Below are 16,998 nucleotides of genomic sequence, written 5' to 3'. Positions count from 1 at the left end.
CCGGAGTCACCATGGCCCTGTTAGAGCTGGAGCGCATCAGCGCACAGTACCCCGGCGCCGCCGACCCGGTGCTGGCCGATATCAACCTGAGCCTGGGGCCGCAGCAACTGCTGGTCGCCCTCGGCCCTTCGGGCAGCGGCAAGACCTCGCTGCTCAACCTGATTGCCGGCTTTGTCGCGCCCAGCGCCGGGCGCATCACCCTCGACGGTGTACCGGTGCAGGGCCCAAGCGCTGAGCGTGGCGTGGTGTTCCAGGACGACGCTCTGCTGCCCTGGCAGGACGTGCTGGCCAACGTTGCCTTTGGCCTGGAATTGGCCGGGGTGGCGCGCGAGCCGCGCGAACGCAAAGCCCGCGAGATGCTCGCCCTGGTCGACCTTGCGGACTTCGCAGCGCGGCGCGTCTGGCAACTGTCCGGTGGCCAGAAGCAACGCGTCGGCCTGGCTCGCGCACTGGCCGCCGACCCGCGCGTGCTGCTGATGGACGAACCCTTCGGCGCCCTCGATGCGTTTACCCGCGAACAGATGCAGGAGCTGCTGTTGCAGGTCTGGCAGCGCACCGCCAAGCCGGTGTTCCTGATCACTCACGACATTGAAGAAGCGGTATTCCTCGCCACCGACCTGGTGCTGCTGGCACCCAACCCGGGGCAGATCGTCGAGCGCCTGCAGCTGGATTTCGGCCAGCGTTATGCGGCCGGTGAATCGGCGCGGGCGATCAAGTCCGACCCACGCTTTATCGAGACCCGCGAGCATGTGCTCGCCCGGGTGTTTTCTCAACGCAGCGCCGCCCCGCGGCAGGGGTACGCATGAGCAGCCTGGACCTTCCGGTGGTGGCCACGCCCGCGACGAGCCCACCCACCCCCACCCGCCCTCGACGCAGCCTGAGCACCCGCGGGATCAGCAGCCTGACCCTGCTCGGCCTGCTGCTGGTGTGGTGGGCGGTGACGGCGGCCGAATGGGTTGAACCGTTGTTCCTGCCATCGCCCGAGGCGGTGCTGGGCAAAGCCTGGTTGCTGCTGACCCAGGGGTATATGGATGCAACGTTGTGGCAGCACCTGGGCGCGAGCCTTGGGCGTATCGGCCTGGCCCTGGGTGCGGCGGTCCTGACGGCCATCCCGGTGGGCATCGCCATCGGCTACAACCGCATTGCACGGGGCATTCTCGACCCGCTGATCGAGTTCTACCGGCCGATTCCGCCGCTGGCCTACCTGCCGCTGATCGTGATCTGGTGCGGCATCGGCGAGCTGTCGAAAGTCCTGCTGATCTACCTGGCGATCTTCGCCCCGATTGCCATTGCTACCGCCACCGGCGTGCGCACCGTCGACCCGGCGCGGGTCCGCGCAGCGCAGTCGTTGGGCGCCAGCCGCTGGCAGCTGATTCGTCATGTGATCCTGCCCAGTGCCCTGCCAGACATCCTCACTGGCGTGCGCATCGGCCTGGGTGTGGGCTGGTCGACCCTGGTGGCCGCCGAACTGATCGCCGCCACCAGCGGCCTGGGCTTCATGGTGCAGTCGGCGGCGCAGTTTTTGGTCACCGACGTGGTGGTGCTGGGGATCCTGGTGATTGCCCTGATCGCCTTTGCCCTGGAAATGAGCCTGCGTGCCCTGCAACGCAAACTGGTGCCCTGGCATGGCCAGAGCCACTGAGAACCTAGCGAGACCGACATGAGCCTGACCATTACCCCTTTGAGCCCGGCGCTGGGCGCGCAGATCAGTGGCGTCGACCTGAGCCGTGAAATCAGCCAAGAGGCGCGGGACGCCATCGAGCAAGCGCTGCTCAAGCACCAGGTGCTGTTCTTTCGCGAGCAGCCACTGAACCCGCAGCAGCAGGCGAATTTTGCCGCGCGCTTTGGTGACCTGCATATTCATCCGATCTACCCGAACGTGCCGGAAACCCCGCAGGTGCTGGTGCTCGACACCGCCGTCACCGATGTGCGCGACAACGCCATCTGGCACACCGACGTGACCTTCCTGCCAACCCCGGCGCTGGGCGCGGTGCTCAGTGCCAAGCAGTTGCCGGCGTATGGCGGCGACACCTTGTGGGCCAGCGGGATTGCCGCCTATGAAGCGTTGTCGGCACCGATGCAGCAGTTGCTCGACGGGCTGACGGCGACCCACGATTTCACCAAGTCGTTCCCGCTGGAACGCTTTGGCAGCACGCCGCAAGACCTGCAACGCTGGGAGGCGACACGGCGCAGCAACCCGCCGTTGTCTCACCCGGTGATTCGCACGCACCCGGTCAGCCGGCGCAAGTCGCTGTTCGTCAATGAAGGGTTTACCACGCGGATCAATGAACTGGGCGAGGCGGAGAGCGAGGCGATCCTGAAGCTGCTGTTCGCCCATGCGACGCGGCCGGAGTTCACCCTGCGCTGGCGTTGGCAGGAAAACGACGTGGCGTTCTGGGACAACCGCGTGACCCAGCACTATGCGGTGGATGACTACCGGCCGCAGCGGCGGGTGATGCACCGGGCGACGATCCTTGGGGATGCGCCGTTCTGATGGGACCGCTTGCGCGGTCCATCGCCGGCAAGGCCGGCTCCCACAGAGGCATTGTGAGAGCCGGCCTTGCCGGCGATAGGGCCCGGAAGGTCAACGCACCATGTGCAGGAACTGCATATGCCGCTCGTACTGATCGAGGATGTCGTTGATGATCTGCTCCTTGCTGTAGCCCACCAGGTCATAGTCCTGGCTGCCCTCGCTAAGGTGCACTTCCGCCCGGTAATAGCGACGGTTCTTCAACTCCTGCGTACCCAGCCCGCCCAGCGCGAATGACGGGGTGAAATACCCGCGCATCTGCACCTGGTAAATGAACGGCTGCTCTTCACCATGGCCGATCTTCAGGCTGACGTTGTCGTGGCTCGGGTCTTCCTGGGTGATGACGTTGAGTCCCTTCTCGGCGAACACCTCGGTCACCTCGGCAATCGCCGGACGTACCACGGTGTCCATGAAGCGATATACCTCGTCACGCGAAGGGAAATGCACCGCCTGGCTCAGGCGCTGCTTCCAGCCCCCGCGCCCACGCCGCGAATTGGCGAACGGCGCCAGCGAATGCATCTGCGCAATCTGGCGCTGCGACTCCAGGTAGAAGGCCTTGTGCAGCCCCCACATCATCGCCAGCAAGATCACCGAGAACGGCAACGAGGTCAGTACCACCGCCGATTTCAACGAATCGATGCTCCCGGCGAACAGCAAGCCGATGGTCACCAGCGCGGTCATCACGCCCCAGAACACCCGCAACCAGTTCGGCCCGTCTTCGTCCGCATGGCCACCAGTGGCCGACAGGGTAGAGAGCACCACGGTGCCGGAGTCGGCCGAAGTCACGAAGAACACGAAGCTGATGAACACCGTGACGGCGATCACCGCCTTGCTCCACGGGTAGGTTTCCAGCAGCAGGTACAAGGTCATCGACGGGTCGTCCAGGGCCGATTGCCCCAGCGCCGTCATGCCATGCTCCAGCACCTGGAACATCGCGCTGTTGCCGAAAATCGACATCCACGCCAGGGTGAAGCCCAGCGGAATCAGCAGCACGCCGAAGACGAATTCACGGATGGTCCGGCCACGGGAGATCCGTGCGATGAACAGCCCGACAAAGGGCGCCCAGGCAATCCACCAGGCCCAGTAGAACACCGTCCAGTTGCCCAGCCAGTCGTTGGCCTGGGAATAGGCGTACACATCGAAACTCTTGCGCGGCAAGGCCCCGAGGTAGTCGCCGAGGTTCTGGATCAGGGTATTGAACAGGTGCTGGGTTGGCCCGGCGAACAGCACGAACAGCAGCAGCGCACAGGCCAGGAACATGTTGATGTCGGACATCACCCGCACGCCCTTCTCCACCCCGGCAACTGCCACGGCGACGGCCGCGCCCATCATCAGGGTGATCAGGATCACCTGCACCCATTGGGTATGGGAGACGCCGAACAGGTACTCCAGGCCCGAGTTCAGGTGCAGCACGCCAAAGCCCATGTCGGCGCCCAGGCCGAACACCGTGGCAATGATGCCGAAGCCATCGACCGCGTAGCCGATCGGGCCGTTGATGCGTTTGCCGATCAGCGGGTACAGCGCCGAGCGCAGTGCCAGCGGCAGGTTGTGGCGATAGGCGAAGTAGGCCAGGGCCATGCCGACGAAGGCGAACACCCCCCAGCCATGCAGGCCCCAGTGCAGGAACAGCAACTGCATCGCCTGACGCCCGGCCTCGGCGGTGCCGGCCTCGCCTTGCGGCGGCTGGAGCATGTGGGTCAGGGGTTCGGAGACGCAGAAGAAGAACAGCGTGATGCTGATGCCGGCGGCGAACAGCATGCCTGCCCAGGACAGGTAACTGAACTCGGGTTCGTCGTGGTCGGCACCGAGCTTGATCTTGCCGTAGCCGGACAAGGCGGTGACCACCACGAAGACCAGGTACAGGGTCATGGCCAGCATGTAGTACCAGCCGACCGTGTTGGCCGCCCAGTTCTGCGCGGCCAGCAGCCACTCGCCGGCGGCTTGCGGGTTGCTGATGACCACCAGGCCAAACAGCAGGATAAAACTCGCGGCGAAGTAGAACACCGGAGGGTTCATGCGGATCTTGCCGCTAGGCATCGGGGATGGCGCACTCATGGGATGTGCACCTCGTGAGGGTGAATGAGGGTTGGGTTGAACGGGTTCAGCAAAGGGTTTCCTCCTGTTGAACGCCGGCAGCGGACCACCGTTTTAACTTGAACAAGCATTCAAGTTAAACATGGATGGGGTCGCGGTGCGACCTTATGCCGCTTTTGCTCACCTGTGAAACCTGGCTCAAACCACTGTAAACAACACCCTCATGTGGGAGCCGGCCTTGCCGGCGATTGGCCAATCAACCCTGCATTTCGGCTGAGTGTACTGGCCCCATCGCCGGCAAGGCCGGCTCCCACAGAGGTGATCAGAACGCTACTTACTTCTGGGTCCCGTCATCGTGCTGCAGGTTCGCCTGGGTCAGGTTGCTGCCCGCCGCGACGCTGCGGGTCAGCCACACGTTGCCGCCGATGGTCGAACCCTTGCCGATGGTGATACGTCCCAGAATAGTTGCCCCGGCATAGATCACCACATCGTCCTCGACGATCGGGTGGCGCGGCTGGCCTTTTTGCAGTTGCCCCGACTCATCCGCCGGGAAGCGCTTGGCGCCCAGGGTCACGGCCTGGTAGATACGCACCCGCTCGCCAATGATCGCGGTCTCGCCGATCACCACACCCGTACCATGGTCGATAAAGAAGCTCGGGCCGATCTGCGCGCCCGGGTGAATGTCGATACCGGTGCTCGAATGCGCCAACTCCGAGCTGATCCGCGCCAGCAACGGCAGGCCGGCACGGTACAGGTGGTGCGCCAGGCGGTGGTGAATCACCGCCAGCACGCCCGGGTAGCACAGCAGCACTTCATCCACGCTGCGCGCCGCCGGGTCGCCGTGATAGGCCGCCAGCACATCGGTATCGAGCAGGGAGCGCAAACCCGGCAGGGCCGCCGCGAAATCCTGGATCAGGCGCAGGGCCTTGGCGTCCACTTCGCTGGCGTTGCAGTTGCCATGGCGCGCGGCATAGCGCAATTCAAGCTTGGCCTGGCCGAGCAACGCGGTCAGCGCCGCATCGAGGGTATGGCCGACGTAGTAGTCCTCGCTTTCTTCGCGCAGGTCCACAGGGCCCAGGCGCATCGGGAACAACGCCCCGCACAGTTGCTCGAGGATATGCCGAATCGCCTCACGCGAAGGCAGCTCGCGCCCGCCCTGCTCGCCGCTGCTGCGGCCATTGCGGCTTCGCCATTCATCACGGGCCGAACGCAGTTGGCCGACGATGTTCTTCAGTTGCCAGTACCCAGTTTGCGGGGTGTCGCTCACGGTGATTCTCCTGACTCGGCGGCGATGACTTGAAGGGAAGGGCCGCTCTCCTGGGAGCTCACTCTACGGCAAATGCCGGGGGGGTAAAAAACATCGCTTTATTCCCGTTTGCTATATATGGGGCATAAGCCGGCCTAGTTGCCCGCAACCGCAGCCGTGCCTATAGTCGAACTTTCTTCCTGCCAGCCAAAGACCATGATCGAACGACAGCTTTCCCGCTTCAATCGTCTGGAACTGCTCGGTGCGCCGACCCCGCTGGAGAAACTCCAGCGCCTCTCGGCCTGGGCCGGGCGCGACCTCTACATCAAGCGCGATGACCTCACCCCGCTGGCATTGGGCGGCAACAAGCTGCGCAAGCTCGAATACCTGGCAGCCGATGCCCTGGCCAAGGGCGCCGACACCCTGGTTACCGCCGGGGCCATCCAGTCCAACCATGTGCGCCAGACCGCCGCCCTCGCCGCTCGCCTGGGCCTGGGGTGCGTCGCGTTGCTGGAAAACCCGATTGCCACCCAGTCGCCGAACTACCAGGGCAACGGCAACCGCCTGCTGCTGGAGCTGTTCGACGCCAAGGTCGAGCTTGTGGATAACCTCGACAACGCCGACGAGCAACTGCAATCGCTGGCGGTGCGCCTGCATGCCAGCGGGAAAAAACCCTACATCGTGCCCATTGGTGGCTCCAATGCCCTCGGTGCCCTGGGTTATGTACGCGCCGGCCTGGAATTGGCCGAGCAGATCAAACACAGCGGCCAGACATTCGCCGGCGTGGTGCTCGCCTCCGGCAGCGCGGGCACTCATAGCGGCCTGGGCCTGGCCTTGGCCGAGACCTTGCCGCAATTGCCGGTGATCGGCGTGACCGTGTCGCGCAGCGACGAAGCCCAGCGGCCCAAGGTCGAAGGTTTGGCGCAACGTACGGCTGAACTGTTGGGCGTGCCGCTGCCGGCCGCGTTCAAAGTCGAGCTGTGGGACGAATACTTCGCCCCGCGCTACGGCGAACCCAACGCCGGCACCCTCGCCGCAATCCGCTTGCTGGCCAGCCAGGAGGGCCTGCTGCTGGACCCGGTGTACACCGGCAAGGCCATGGCCGGCCTGCTCGACGGCATCGCCCGGCAGCGCTTCAATGATGGCCCGCTGATTTTTCTGCATACCGGCGGGGCACCCGCATTATTCGCCTACCCTGAGGTCTGGGAGAGATGAGTGAGTACACACAGGCTTAGTTGATATAGATATAAGAAAATGAATTTATATTATTTTTAAGCCTATTAGCACCACCCTATAGTCACCACCCACCACATAACAACATTGGGGCTGAGACATGACGATTTCCGTTTTCGGTAAGCAGGTACTGGGCGCCGGTGTGGCGCTGTTGCTAGGCGCCAGCCTGCTCGGTCAGGCAGTTGCCGGCGAGCAGTTGAAGACCATCAAGGACAAGGGCGTGATCAACATCGGCCTGGAAGGCACCTATCCGCCGTTCAGCTTCGTTGATGCCGACGGCAAGCTGGCCGGGTTCGAAGTGGAACTGTCCGAGGCACTGGCCAAGGAGCTTGGGGTCAAGGCCAAGATCCAGCCGACCAAATGGGACGGCATCCTCGCGGCCCTGGAGTCCAAGCGCCTCGACGCAGTGGTCAACCAGGTAACCATTTCCGCAGAGCGCCAGAAGAAGTACGACTTCTCCAAGCCCTACACCGTCTCGGGTATCCAGGCCCTGGTGCTGAAGAAAAACGTCGAGACGCTGAACATCAAGTCGGCGGCTGATCTGGCTGGCAAGAAAGTCGGCGTCGGCCTGGGCACCAACTATGAGCAGTGGCTGAAGGAAAACGTCCCGCAAGCGGTCATCAAGACCTACGACGATGATCCGACCAAGTTCCAGGACCTGAAAAACGGCCGCATCGATGCCACCCTGATCGACCGCCTGGCTGCGCTTGAATATGCCAAGAAAGCCCCGGACACCGCCGCTGCAGGCGAGGCCTTCTCGCGTCAGGAAGCCGGTGTGGCCCTGCGCAAAGGCGAGCCGGAACTGCTTGAGGCGATCAATCAGGCCCTCGACAAGCTGCGCGCCGATGGCACCCTGGCCAAGCTCTCCGAGAAATACTTCGGTGCTGACGTAACCCAATGATCGAAAACAGCCTGCAGCTTGCCCTCGATTCCGCGCCCTTTCTGCTCAAGGGCGCGTATTTCACGGTCGTTCTCAGCCTCGGCGGGATGTTCTTCGGCTTGCTGCTGGGCTTCGGCCTGGCGCTGATGCGCCTGTCGCGGTTCAAGCTGCTGAGCTGGACCGCGCGGGTCTACGTGTCGTTCTTTCGCGGCACGCCGCTGCTGGTGCAGCTGTTCGTGATCTATTACGGGCTGCCGCAAATCGGCCTGGAACTGGACCCGCTACCTGCGGCGCTGATCGGCTTCTCGCTGAACATGGCCGCCTATGCCTGTGAAATCCTGCGTGCCGCGATCAGCTCGATCGACCGTGGCCAGTGGGAGGCTGCCGCGAGCATCGGCATGACCCGTGGCCAGGCCCTGCGCCGGGCGATCCTGCCGCAAGCCGCGCGCACGGCCCTGCCACCGCTGGGCAACAGTTTCATTTCGCTGGTCAAGGACACTGCCCTGGCGGCCACCATCCAGGTGCCGGAGCTGTTCCGCCAGGCCCAATTGATTACCGCCCGGACCTTCGAGGTCTTCACCATGTACCTTGCCGCCGCGCTCATCTACTGGGTGCTGGCCAGCGTTCTGGCACACCTGCAGAACCGCCTGGAAGCGCGGGTCAACCGACACGACCAGGAGTCCTGAGGCATGATCCGGGTAGAACACCTGAGCAAGCAGTTCAACGGCCAGACCGTGCTCAACGACATCAGCCTGACCGTGGAGGCCGGCGAGGTCATCGCCATCATCGGCCCCAGCGGCTCGGGCAAGACCACCTTCCTGCGCTGCCTGAACCTGCTGGAAACCCCCAGCAGCGGGCGCATCCAGGTAGGCGACGTGAGCATCGACGCCACTCGCCCGCTGACCCAGCAAAGCGGTTTGATCCGCAAATTGCGCCAGCAGGTCGGCTTCGTGTTCCAGAATTTCAACCTGTTCCCGCACCGCACCGCACTGGAAAACGTCATCGAAGGCCCGCTGGTGGTCAAGAAGACTCCCCGCGAGCAAGCCGAGGCGCTGGGCCGCAAGCTGTTGGCCAAGGTCGGCCTGGCGGGCAAGGAAGACGCCTACCCCCGGCGCCTGTCCGGTGGCCAGCAGCAGCGCGTGGCGATTGCCCGGGCGCTGGCGATGGAGCCCGAGGTGATCCTCTTCGACGAGCCGACTTCAGCCCTCGACCCGGAGCTGGTCGGCGAAGTGCTGGCGACCATTCGTGGCCTGGCCGAAGAGAAGCGCACCATGGTCATCGTCACCCACGAGATGAGCTTTGCCCGTGATGTCGCCAACCGGGTGATCTTCTTCGACAAGGGGGTGATCGTTGAACAGGGCGAGGCCAAGGCGCTGTTCGCCAACCCGCAGGAAGAACGCACCCGGCAGTTCCTCGGCAAGATCCTCGGCAGCCAGCAGGTCGGCTGAAACCCGGACCGCGCCCCGACGCCCCCCACCCTCCTGCCGCGCTCGCGGTAGGACTGCTCTGAACTTCCAGCACGCCAGCCCGGAGGGCCATGGCGTGCCTTGACTCGCCTGGCGTTCTGGCAAATAACCAGTCCCTCGTGCCTCTCTCCCGACTCGATCAGCACCAGGACCATCGCCATGCCCCACGCAGTCAAAGGATCTGAACTGCCGCCCCTGCTCCTGCCCCATGTCGCCCCCGGCGGCATTGGCAGGCACACGGCCGCCCACCTTGTCGCCCAGGTCGAGACCGGCCCGCCGATGGCCCCTGGCGACCTGCTCGAACTGTTCTGCGGCAACCGCTTTGTGGTGGCTCGCAGCTTGACCGCGCAGGCGCTCGGCCAGCCGCTTGAACTGGGCATCCCCGCCCACTTGTTGCACAGCGGGGTGCAGCGTTTTCACTATCGCCTGCTCAAACCCGGGTGCTGCCCACGGCGTTCGCCGCCCGTCGAAGTGGCGGTCAAGCTCAATGGCCCTGCGGCCCTGCTGGCGATTCGAGTCGCGCCTCACTACCTGCGCGAAGGCGTGTTCGCCGAGCGCCTGGGCCCAGGCCTGGACGTGCGCATCGAGCCCTACCGCAACATGGCCGAGGGCGACGCCATCACCCTGTCCTGGGGTGATCTGCGCCTGGACCTGGCGCCGCTATCCGCAGCCGCACTCGACCAGCCCGTGAGCGCACGGATCCCCACCGAACTGATCGTCGAAGCCGGCGCCGACCCACACCTGGAGCTGAGCTACTGCGTGCTCGACCGGGTCGGCAATGCCTCTGGCTGGGCGCCTGCCACCTGCCTGCGCGTGCATGAGGGCAGCGCGTAGCGGCACTTCTATGCATATTCCTAAAGGTTAGTTTATTTAGTTTTTATACGCGATTAAGGTATATGAACCGGACCACCGGACCAACGCATCGCTGTCGCCGCGCACTTGCGGCGACGCATCCCACGACGTGAGGTTAGGTATGGTCAGGAACACAATCACCCCAGTGCATAACGCCAGGGCATTGAGCGCAGCCAAGGAGCGGCACTGATGTCCAGTCTGGCAAACACTGTCGTCCACAGTGATGTGGACAGCGCCCCACTGCTGTTGCCGGCCAAGGTGCTGCGCAACGACGCCGAGGCCCTGCAAGCCGCCCATGAGCTCGCTGCCATCGCCCGCACGCAAGCGGCCCGACGCGACCAGCAGCGCAAGCTGCCCTGGGCAGAAATCGAACACTTCACCCGCAGCGGCCTGGGCAGCATCAGCATTCCCAAAGCCTACGGCGGCGCGGACGTTTCCTACGCCACGATTGCCGAGGTGTTTCGCATCATCAGCGCCGCCGACCCGGCGCTCGGGCAGATCCCGCAGAATCAGTTCGGCATCCTGCAACTGCTGCGCGTGACGGCCGCCGAAACCCAGAAGCAGCGGCTGTTCACCTCGGTGCTCAATGGCTGGCGGATCGGCAATGCCGGCCCCGAGCGTGGCACCAGGCACACCCTGGAGCTCAAGGCGCGGATCAGCCGCGAAGGCGACGGCTACGCCCTCAGCGGGCAGAAGTTCTATTCCACTGGCGCACTGTTTGCCCACTGGGTGGCGGTCAAGGCACTCGACGACGACGGTCGCCAGGTGCTGGCGTTCGTGCGCCGGGGCAGCCCGGGCCTGCGCATCGTCGATGATTGGTCCGGCTTCGGCCAGCGCACCACGGCCAGCGGCACCGTGCTGCTGGACCGCGTGCCGGTCGATGCCGAACTGGTGATCGACACCTGGCGCCAGGGCGATGTGCCGAGCATCCAGGGCGCCGCCTCGCAACTGATCCAGGCGGCGATTGATGCCGGCATCGCCGAAGCCGCCGTGCAGGACGCCATTGCCTTTGTGCGTGAGCGTGCGCGGCCGTGGATCGACGCCAAGGTCGAGCGCGCCAGCGATGACCTCTACGTGATTGCCGACATCGGTCGCCTGACGCTGGAGCTGCATGCCGCCCAGGCCTTGCTGCGCAAAGCCGCGCAGGTGCTCGACGACGTCAACGCAACCCCGCTCAGCGCCGAGAGCGCCGCCCGTGCCTCGATTGCCGTGGCCGAAGCCAAGGTGCTGACCACCGAGGTATCGCTGCTGGCCAGCGAAAAGCTTTTCGAACTGGCGGGCAGCCGCGCCACCCTGGCCGAGTTCAACCTCGACCGGCACTGGCGCAACGCCCGCGTCCACACCCTGCATGACCCGGTGCGCTGGAAATACCACGCCGTGGGTGCCTATCACCTCAACGGTACGTTGCCTGCCCGGCATTCCTGGATTTAACCAGACCACTGGAGCCCCTTATGACCCTTTCTGTACAACCGCTCGGTGACGTCGCGGTAATCCACAGTGACGCCCAGGCCCTGGCCGTTGCCGACGAACTGGCCGCCCTGCTGCGCCAGGACAGCCCTCTGCGTGACCGCGAACGGCGCTTGCCGCACCCAGAATTGGCGCTGTTCTCGCGCTCCGGCCTGTGGGGCATCAGCGTGCCCAAGGCCTTCGGTGGCGCCGGCGTGTCCAACGTCACCCTGGCCAAGGTCATCGCCCGCATCGCCCAGGCGGATGCCTCGCTGGGGCAGATTCCGCAGAACCATTTCTATGCCCTGGAAGTGCTACGGGTGAATGGCAGCCCCGAGCAGCAACAGCGGCTTTACGCCGAGGTCCTGGCCGGCCGGCGTTTCGGCAACGCGCTGGCCGAGCTGGGCACCAAAACCGCGCATGAGCGCACCACCGCACTCACCCGTGAGGGCGACGGCTACCGCATCAACGGCCGCAAGTTCTACGCAACCGGCGCGCTGTATGCCCAGCGCATCCCGACCTCGGTGGTCGATGAACAGGGCGTGCAGCAGCTGGCCTTCGTGCCGGCCGACAGCACCGGCCTGACGGTGATCGACGACTGGAGCGGCTTCGGCCAGCGCACCACCGGCAGTGGCTCGGTGGTGTTCGACAACGTGTACGTGGCCGCCGCCGACGTGGTGCCATTCCAGAGTGCCTTCGAACGGCCGACCCCGGTCGGGCCGCTGGCCCAGATTCTTCACGCCGCCATCGACACCGGCATCGCCCGCGCCGCCTATGAAGATGCCCTGCACTTCGTGCGTACGCGCACCCGGCCATGGATCGACTCCGGTTTCGACAAGGCCATCGACGACCCACTGACCTTGAAGTCTTTCGGCCACCTGGCGATTCGTTTACACGCGACCGAAGAACTGCTGGAACGTGCCGGCGAGTTCCTCGACCGCGCCCAGGCTGACACCAACGCCGACAGCGTTGCGGCTGCGTCCATTGCCGTGGCCGAAGTGCGCGCACTCAGCAGCGAAATCTCGCTGGCCGCCGGCAGCACGCTGTTCGAGCTGGCCGGCAGCCAGGCCACCCTCGCCGAACACGGCCTGGACCGCCACTGGCGCAATGCGCGGGTGCACACCCTGCACGACCCGGTGCGCTGGAAATACCACGCCATCGGCAACTACTACCTCAACGATGAAAACCCACCACTGCGGGGGACCATCTGACATGGCCAAGAAAAAGATCCTGCTCAACGCCTTCAACATGAATTGCGTCGGGCACATCAACCACGGTTTGTGGACCCACCCACGGGACACCTCGAGCCGCTACAAGACCCTCGAATACTGGACCGAACTGGCCCAGTTGCTGGAGCGCGGGCTGTTTGACGGGCTGTTCATCGCCGACATCGTCGGGGTGTACGACGTCTACCAGCAGTCAGTCGACGTGCCGCTGAAGGAGTCGATCCAGCTGCCGGTCAACGACCCGTTGCTGCTGGTCTCGGCCATGGCCGCCGTGACCCGCCACCTGGGTTTCGGCCTGACCGCCAACCTCACCTACGAACCGCCGTACCTGTTCGCCCGACGCCTGTCGACGCTCGATCACCTCAGCCGTGGCCGGGTGGGTTGGAACATTGTCACCGGCTACCTGGACAGCGCCGCCAAGGCCGTGGGCCTGGAGCAGCAACCCGAGCACGACCGGCGTTATGACCAGGCCGACGAGTACCTGGAGGTGCTGTACAAGCTGCTCGAAGGTAGCTGGGAAAACGGCGCGGTGGTCAACGACCGCGAACAGCGCATCTATGCCCAGCCCGACAAGGTGCACAAGGTCGAGCACCTTGGCGAGTTCTACAAGGTCGAGGGCTATCACCTCTGCGAGCCGTCGCCCCAGCGCACGCCGGTGTTGTTCCAGGCCGGCAGCTCCGAGCGCGGCCTGGGCTTTGCCGGCAACCATGCCGAGTGCGTGTTCATCAGCGGCCAGAACAAGGCGGCGACCCGCGCCCAGGTCGACAAGGTCCGCGCAGCGGCGGTGGCGGCCGGGCGCGATGGCCAGGCGATCAAGGTGTTCATGGGCATCACGGTGATCGTCGCCCGCAGCGAAGCGCAGGCCCATGCCAAGCATGCCGAGTACCTGCGCTACGCCAGCGCCGAGGCCGGTGTGGCGCATTTTTCCAGCTCCACCGGGATCGACTTTGCCGCCTATGAGCTGGATGAGCCGATCCAGTATGTGAAGAGCAACGCCATCCAGTCGGCGACCAAGAACCTGCAAAACAACGACTGGACCCGCCGCAAGCTGCTCGACCAGCACGCCTTGGGCGGGCGCTACGTAACCCTGGTCGGCTCGCCAAGCCAGGTCGCCGATGAACTGGAAAGCTGGATCGCCGAGACCGGCCTGGACGGCTTCAACCTGACCCGCACCGTGACCCCGGAAAGCTATGTCGACTTCATCGACCTGGTGATCCCCGAGCTGCAAAAACGCGGGTCGTACAAGACCGCTTATGAACCCGGCAGCCTGCGCGAAAAGCTGTTCAGCGACGGCAACGCCCACCTGCCAGCAGACCACCCCGGCGCCAGCTATCGCCAGCCTGCCGACCGACCTGCAACCTCAATCCCGACTGGAGCGCTAGAGCATGCTTAAGACCTTCCTGACCCGCCCTGTCGCGGCCATTGCCCTGGCCCTGGGCTTGACCGGCGCCGCCCACGGCGCCGACGCCCCACTGAAAATCGGCACCACCGCAGCCTTCGCCATTCCCCTGGAAGCGGCGGTGGATGAAGCCAAGAAGCAGGGCCTGAAAGTCGAGCTGATCGAGTTCAGCGACTGGATCGCGCCCAACGTCAGCCTCGCCGCTGGCGACATCGACGTGAACTACTTCCAGCACATCCCGTTCCTGGAAAACGCCAAGGCCGCCGCCGGTTTCGACCTGGTCCCCTATGCACCGGGGATCATCAACAACGTCGGCCTGTACTCGAAAAAATACAAAAGCTTCGAGGCGTTGCCCGCAGGCGCCAGCGTCGCCATCGCCAACGACCCGATCAACAGCGGCCGTGGCCTGCAATTGCTGGCCAAGTCGGGGCTGATCACCCTCAAGCCGGGCGTGGGCTACAAGGCGACCGAAGAAGACATCATCGCCAACCCGAAGAAACTGAAGATCCTTCAGGTCGAGGCCGTGCAGCTGGTACGCGCGTATGACGATGCGGACCTGGTGCAGGGCTACCCGGCCTATATCCGTTTGGCGAACACCTTCGATGCGCGCTCCGCGTTGCTGTTCGACGGCCTGGACCACAAGGAATACGTGATCCAGTTCGTGATCAAGCCGCAGAACAAGGCCGACCCGCGTTTGGCCAAGTTCATCGACATCTACCAGCACTCGCCGGCAGTTCGCGCAGCACTGGAAAAGGCCCACGGCACGCTGTACCAGCCGGGCTGGGAGAGCTGAGATGACGGCCGCCACCGCCCACCAGACGGCGCTCCCCTTCGCCCCGTTGCAGCAGGCGCAACAGCGCGCGCTGCACCCGGAGCTGCACAACGCGCACATCCGTTTCATCGGCTTGAACAAGACCTACCCAGGGCAGGACGCACCGGCGCTGGCGGACATCGACCTGAACATCCAGCGCGGGGAAATTTTCGGCATCATCGGCCGCAGTGGGGCCGGCAAATCGTCGTTGATCCGCACCATCAATCGCCTGGAGCAACCTAGCGGCGGGCGGGTGCTGATCGATCAGGTGGACATCGGCGAATACGACGAAGACCGGCTGGTGGCGCTGCGTCGGCGCATCGGCATGATCTTCCAGCACTTCAACCTGATGTCGGCCAAGACCGTGTGGCAGAACGTCGAGCTGCCGCTGAAGGTTGCCGGCGTGCCCAAGGCCGCGCGCGAGCGCAAGGTGCGTGAGCTGCTGGAGTTGGTCGGGCTGCAGGAGAAGCACCGGGTGTACCCCGCGCAGTTGTCGGGTGGGCAAAAGCAGCGGGTGGGCATTGCCCGCGCGCTGGTACATGACCCGCAGATCCTGCTGTGCGATGAAGCCACCTCGGCGCTGGACCCGGAGACCACCGAGTCGATTCTTGGCCTGCTGCGCGACATCAACCAACGCCTGGGGCTGACCATTGTGCTGATCACCCACGAGATGGCGGTGATTCGCGCCATCTGTGATCGGGTGGTGGTGCTGGAGCGCGGCCGCGTGGTGGAACAGGGCGCGGTGTGGGAAGTGTTTGGCGACCCGCAGCACGCGGTCAGTCGCACCTTGCTGGCGCCGTTGCAGCCGCCTTTGTCGCAGAGCGTGCAGGCGCGTTTGCAGGTTGCGCCGCCGAGCGCACAAGCCGCGATTGTATTGCGTTTGCGGGTGAGCGGGCGCGATGCCGAGGCGCCGGATTTGTCGGCGCTGTTCAGTGCGCTGGGTGGGCAGGTGAGTTTGCTGCAGGGCGGCATCGAACCGATCCAGGAGCGGGCCTTGGGGCAGTTGGTGGTGTCGGTGGCCGGCTCGGTGCATGGCCATGCCGGCGTGATCGAGCGGGCCCGGCAGTGGGCGGCGCAGGTGGAGGTGCTGGGTTATGTGGTTTGATCGTTTGTTGCAGGGGGTGCTGGACACCCTGCTGATGGTCGGTGTGTCGTCATTGATTGCCTTGCTCGCGGGGGTGCCGTTGGCAGTGATCCTGGTGACCAGTGGCAAGGGCGGCATTTTCGAGGCGCCTGGGGTGAACCGGGTGCTGGGGGCGTTCGTGAACCTGTTTCGTTCGATCCCGTTCCTGATTCTGATGGTGGCGCTGATCCCGTTCACCCGGCTGATTGTCGGCACCACGTATGGGGTATGGGCGGCGGTGGTGCCGTTGACCATTGCGGCAACGCCGTTCTTTGCGCGGATTGCCGAGGTGAGTTTGCGTGAGGTGGACCATGGCTTGATCGAGGCGGCGCAGGCGATGGGTTGCCGGCGCTGGCATATCGTCTGGCATGTGTTGTTGCCGGAGGCGCTGCCGGGGATTGTCGGGGGGTTCACCATTACCCTGGTCACCATGATCAACTCCTCGGCGATGGCCGGGGCGATTGGTGCTGGAGGGTTGGGGGATATTGCCTACCGGTATGGCTACCAGCGCTTTGACAGCCAGATCATGCTGACGGTGATCGTGATGCTGGTGGTGTTGGTGGCGATGATCCAGGTGGGTGGGGATCGGTTGGCGAAGGGGTTGAACAAGCGCTGATCTGGGGCTCCCACAAAGATTCATGTGTGGGAGCCGGCCTTGCCGGCGGGGGGTGTCAGAAATTTTGTGTTCGGGCATAACATGAGCAAGAGGTGCATGTATGCCAACCAAAAAGAAACCCGGGCGCCAGACTTGC

The 16,998-nt window shown here is 64.5% G+C and carries 16 protein-coding genes; 14 read left to right on the top strand and 2 right to left on the bottom strand.

Translation table 11 applies throughout. From position 1 onward, the window contains the following. Positions 1 to 11: 11 nt before the first annotated feature. The 3 genes from tauB to tauD are packed head-to-tail and all read left to right on the top strand — an operon-like array spanning position 12 to position 2,494. Complete coding sequence (gene tauB, locus M5G11_RS23455) at positions 12 to 806, top strand: taurine ABC transporter ATP-binding subunit (protein ID WP_273913157.1); 795 nt, start codon at positions 12 to 14, stop codon at positions 804 to 806. After that, the gene (gene tauC / locus M5G11_RS23450) at positions 803 to 1,642 is read left to right on the top strand and encodes a taurine ABC transporter permease TauC (RefSeq protein ID WP_273913155.1); all 840 of its coding nucleotides are present in this window, start codon (positions 803 to 805) and stop codon (positions 1,640 to 1,642) included. Before tauB ends, tauC begins: the two co-directional genes overlap by 4 nt. 18 nt (positions 1,643 to 1,660) lie before the next feature. After that, positions 1,661 to 2,494: a taurine dioxygenase gene (tauD, locus tag M5G11_RS23445; RefSeq protein ID WP_273913154.1), complete on the top strand. Its 834-nt coding sequence runs from the start codon at positions 1,661 to 1,663 to the stop codon at positions 2,492 to 2,494. A 90-nt stretch (positions 2,495 to 2,584) separates the two neighbouring features. Here tauD and betT read toward each other — a convergent pair whose 3' ends face one another. Both betT and epsC read right to left on the bottom strand, forming a co-directional pair. Then, complete coding sequence (gene betT, locus M5G11_RS23440) at positions 2,585 to 4,546, bottom strand: choline transporter BetT (protein WP_273913213.1); 1,962 nt, start codon at positions 4,544 to 4,546, stop codon at positions 2,585 to 2,587. Between the two features lie 352 nt (positions 4,547 to 4,898). Next, positions 4,899 to 5,831 (bottom strand): serine O-acetyltransferase EpsC, encoded by a 933-nt coding sequence (gene epsC, locus M5G11_RS23435; protein ID WP_273913153.1) that lies wholly within the window; start codon positions 5,829 to 5,831, stop codon positions 4,899 to 4,901. A 195-nt stretch (positions 5,832 to 6,026) separates the two neighbouring features. On the opposite strand from epsC, the gene M5G11_RS23430 reads away from it, so the two are divergent. The 11 genes from M5G11_RS23430 to M5G11_RS23380 all read left to right on the top strand — a co-directional run bounded on the left by M5G11_RS23430 (position 6,027) and on the right by M5G11_RS23380 (position 16,862). Next, positions 6,027 to 7,025, top strand: coding sequence for a D-cysteine desulfhydrase (locus M5G11_RS23430; protein ID WP_273913152.1), 999 nt, complete (start codon positions 6,027 to 6,029; stop codon positions 7,023 to 7,025). A 118-nt stretch (positions 7,026 to 7,143) separates the two neighbouring features. After that, positions 7,144 to 7,944, top strand: a complete 801-nt coding sequence (tcyJ, locus tag M5G11_RS23425) for a cystine ABC transporter substrate-binding protein (protein WP_273913151.1) — start codon at positions 7,144 to 7,146, stop codon at positions 7,942 to 7,944. Beyond that, a complete protein-coding gene (gene tcyL / locus M5G11_RS23420; protein ID WP_273913212.1) occupies positions 7,944 to 8,609 on the top strand; it encodes a cystine ABC transporter permease in 666 nt (221 codons plus the stop codon). The genes tcyJ and tcyL overlap by 1 nt, the downstream gene beginning before the upstream one ends. 3 nt (positions 8,610 to 8,612) lie before the next feature. Continuing rightward, a complete protein-coding gene (tcyN, locus tag M5G11_RS23415) occupies positions 8,613 to 9,371 on the top strand; it encodes an L-cystine ABC transporter ATP-binding protein TcyN (RefSeq protein ID WP_273913150.1) in 759 nt (252 codons plus the stop codon). Between the two features lie 177 nt (positions 9,372 to 9,548). Continuing rightward, positions 9,549 to 10,223 (top strand): hypothetical protein, encoded by a 675-nt coding sequence (locus tag M5G11_RS23410; RefSeq protein ID WP_273913149.1) that lies wholly within the window; start codon positions 9,549 to 9,551, stop codon positions 10,221 to 10,223. Between the two features lie 207 nt (positions 10,224 to 10,430). Continuing rightward, positions 10,431 to 11,672, top strand: coding sequence for an SfnB family sulfur acquisition oxidoreductase (locus M5G11_RS23405; RefSeq protein WP_273913148.1), 1,242 nt, complete (start codon positions 10,431 to 10,433; stop codon positions 11,670 to 11,672). A gap of 20 nt (positions 11,673 to 11,692) precedes the next feature. Then, positions 11,693 to 12,898 carry an SfnB family sulfur acquisition oxidoreductase gene (locus M5G11_RS23400; protein WP_273913147.1) on the top strand — a complete coding sequence of 402 codons (1,206 nt, stop codon included), beginning with the start codon at positions 11,693 to 11,695 and terminating at the stop codon, positions 12,896 to 12,898. A 1-nt stretch (position 12,899) separates the two neighbouring features. After that, positions 12,900 to 14,306 (top strand): LLM class flavin-dependent oxidoreductase, encoded by a 1,407-nt coding sequence (locus M5G11_RS23395; RefSeq protein ID WP_273913146.1) that lies wholly within the window; start codon positions 12,900 to 12,902, stop codon positions 14,304 to 14,306. Beyond that, positions 14,299 to 15,105: a MetQ/NlpA family ABC transporter substrate-binding protein gene (locus M5G11_RS23390; protein WP_273913145.1), complete on the top strand. Its 807-nt coding sequence runs from the start codon at positions 14,299 to 14,301 to the stop codon at positions 15,103 to 15,105. The genes M5G11_RS23395 and M5G11_RS23390 overlap by 8 nt, the downstream gene beginning before the upstream one ends. 1 nt (position 15,106) lies before the next feature. Beyond that, complete coding sequence (locus M5G11_RS23385; protein ID WP_273913144.1) at positions 15,107 to 16,228, top strand: methionine ABC transporter ATP-binding protein; 1,122 nt, start codon at positions 15,107 to 15,109, stop codon at positions 16,226 to 16,228. Next, on the top strand, positions 16,218 to 16,862 hold the full coding sequence (locus M5G11_RS23380; protein ID WP_273913143.1) for a methionine ABC transporter permease: 645 nt from the start codon (positions 16,218 to 16,220) through the stop codon (positions 16,860 to 16,862). Before M5G11_RS23385 ends, M5G11_RS23380 begins: the two co-directional genes overlap by 11 nt. Positions 16,863 to 16,998 lie beyond the last annotated feature (136 nt).

The organism is Pseudomonas fontis (assembly GCF_028656955.1).
GTDB classification, from domain to species: Bacteria; Pseudomonadota; Gammaproteobacteria; order Pseudomonadales; family Pseudomonadaceae; genus Aquipseudomonas; species Aquipseudomonas fontis.
The sequence above is the reverse complement of the archived record's forward strand: the minus strand, read 5'-3'. Positions and strand labels throughout refer to the sequence as shown.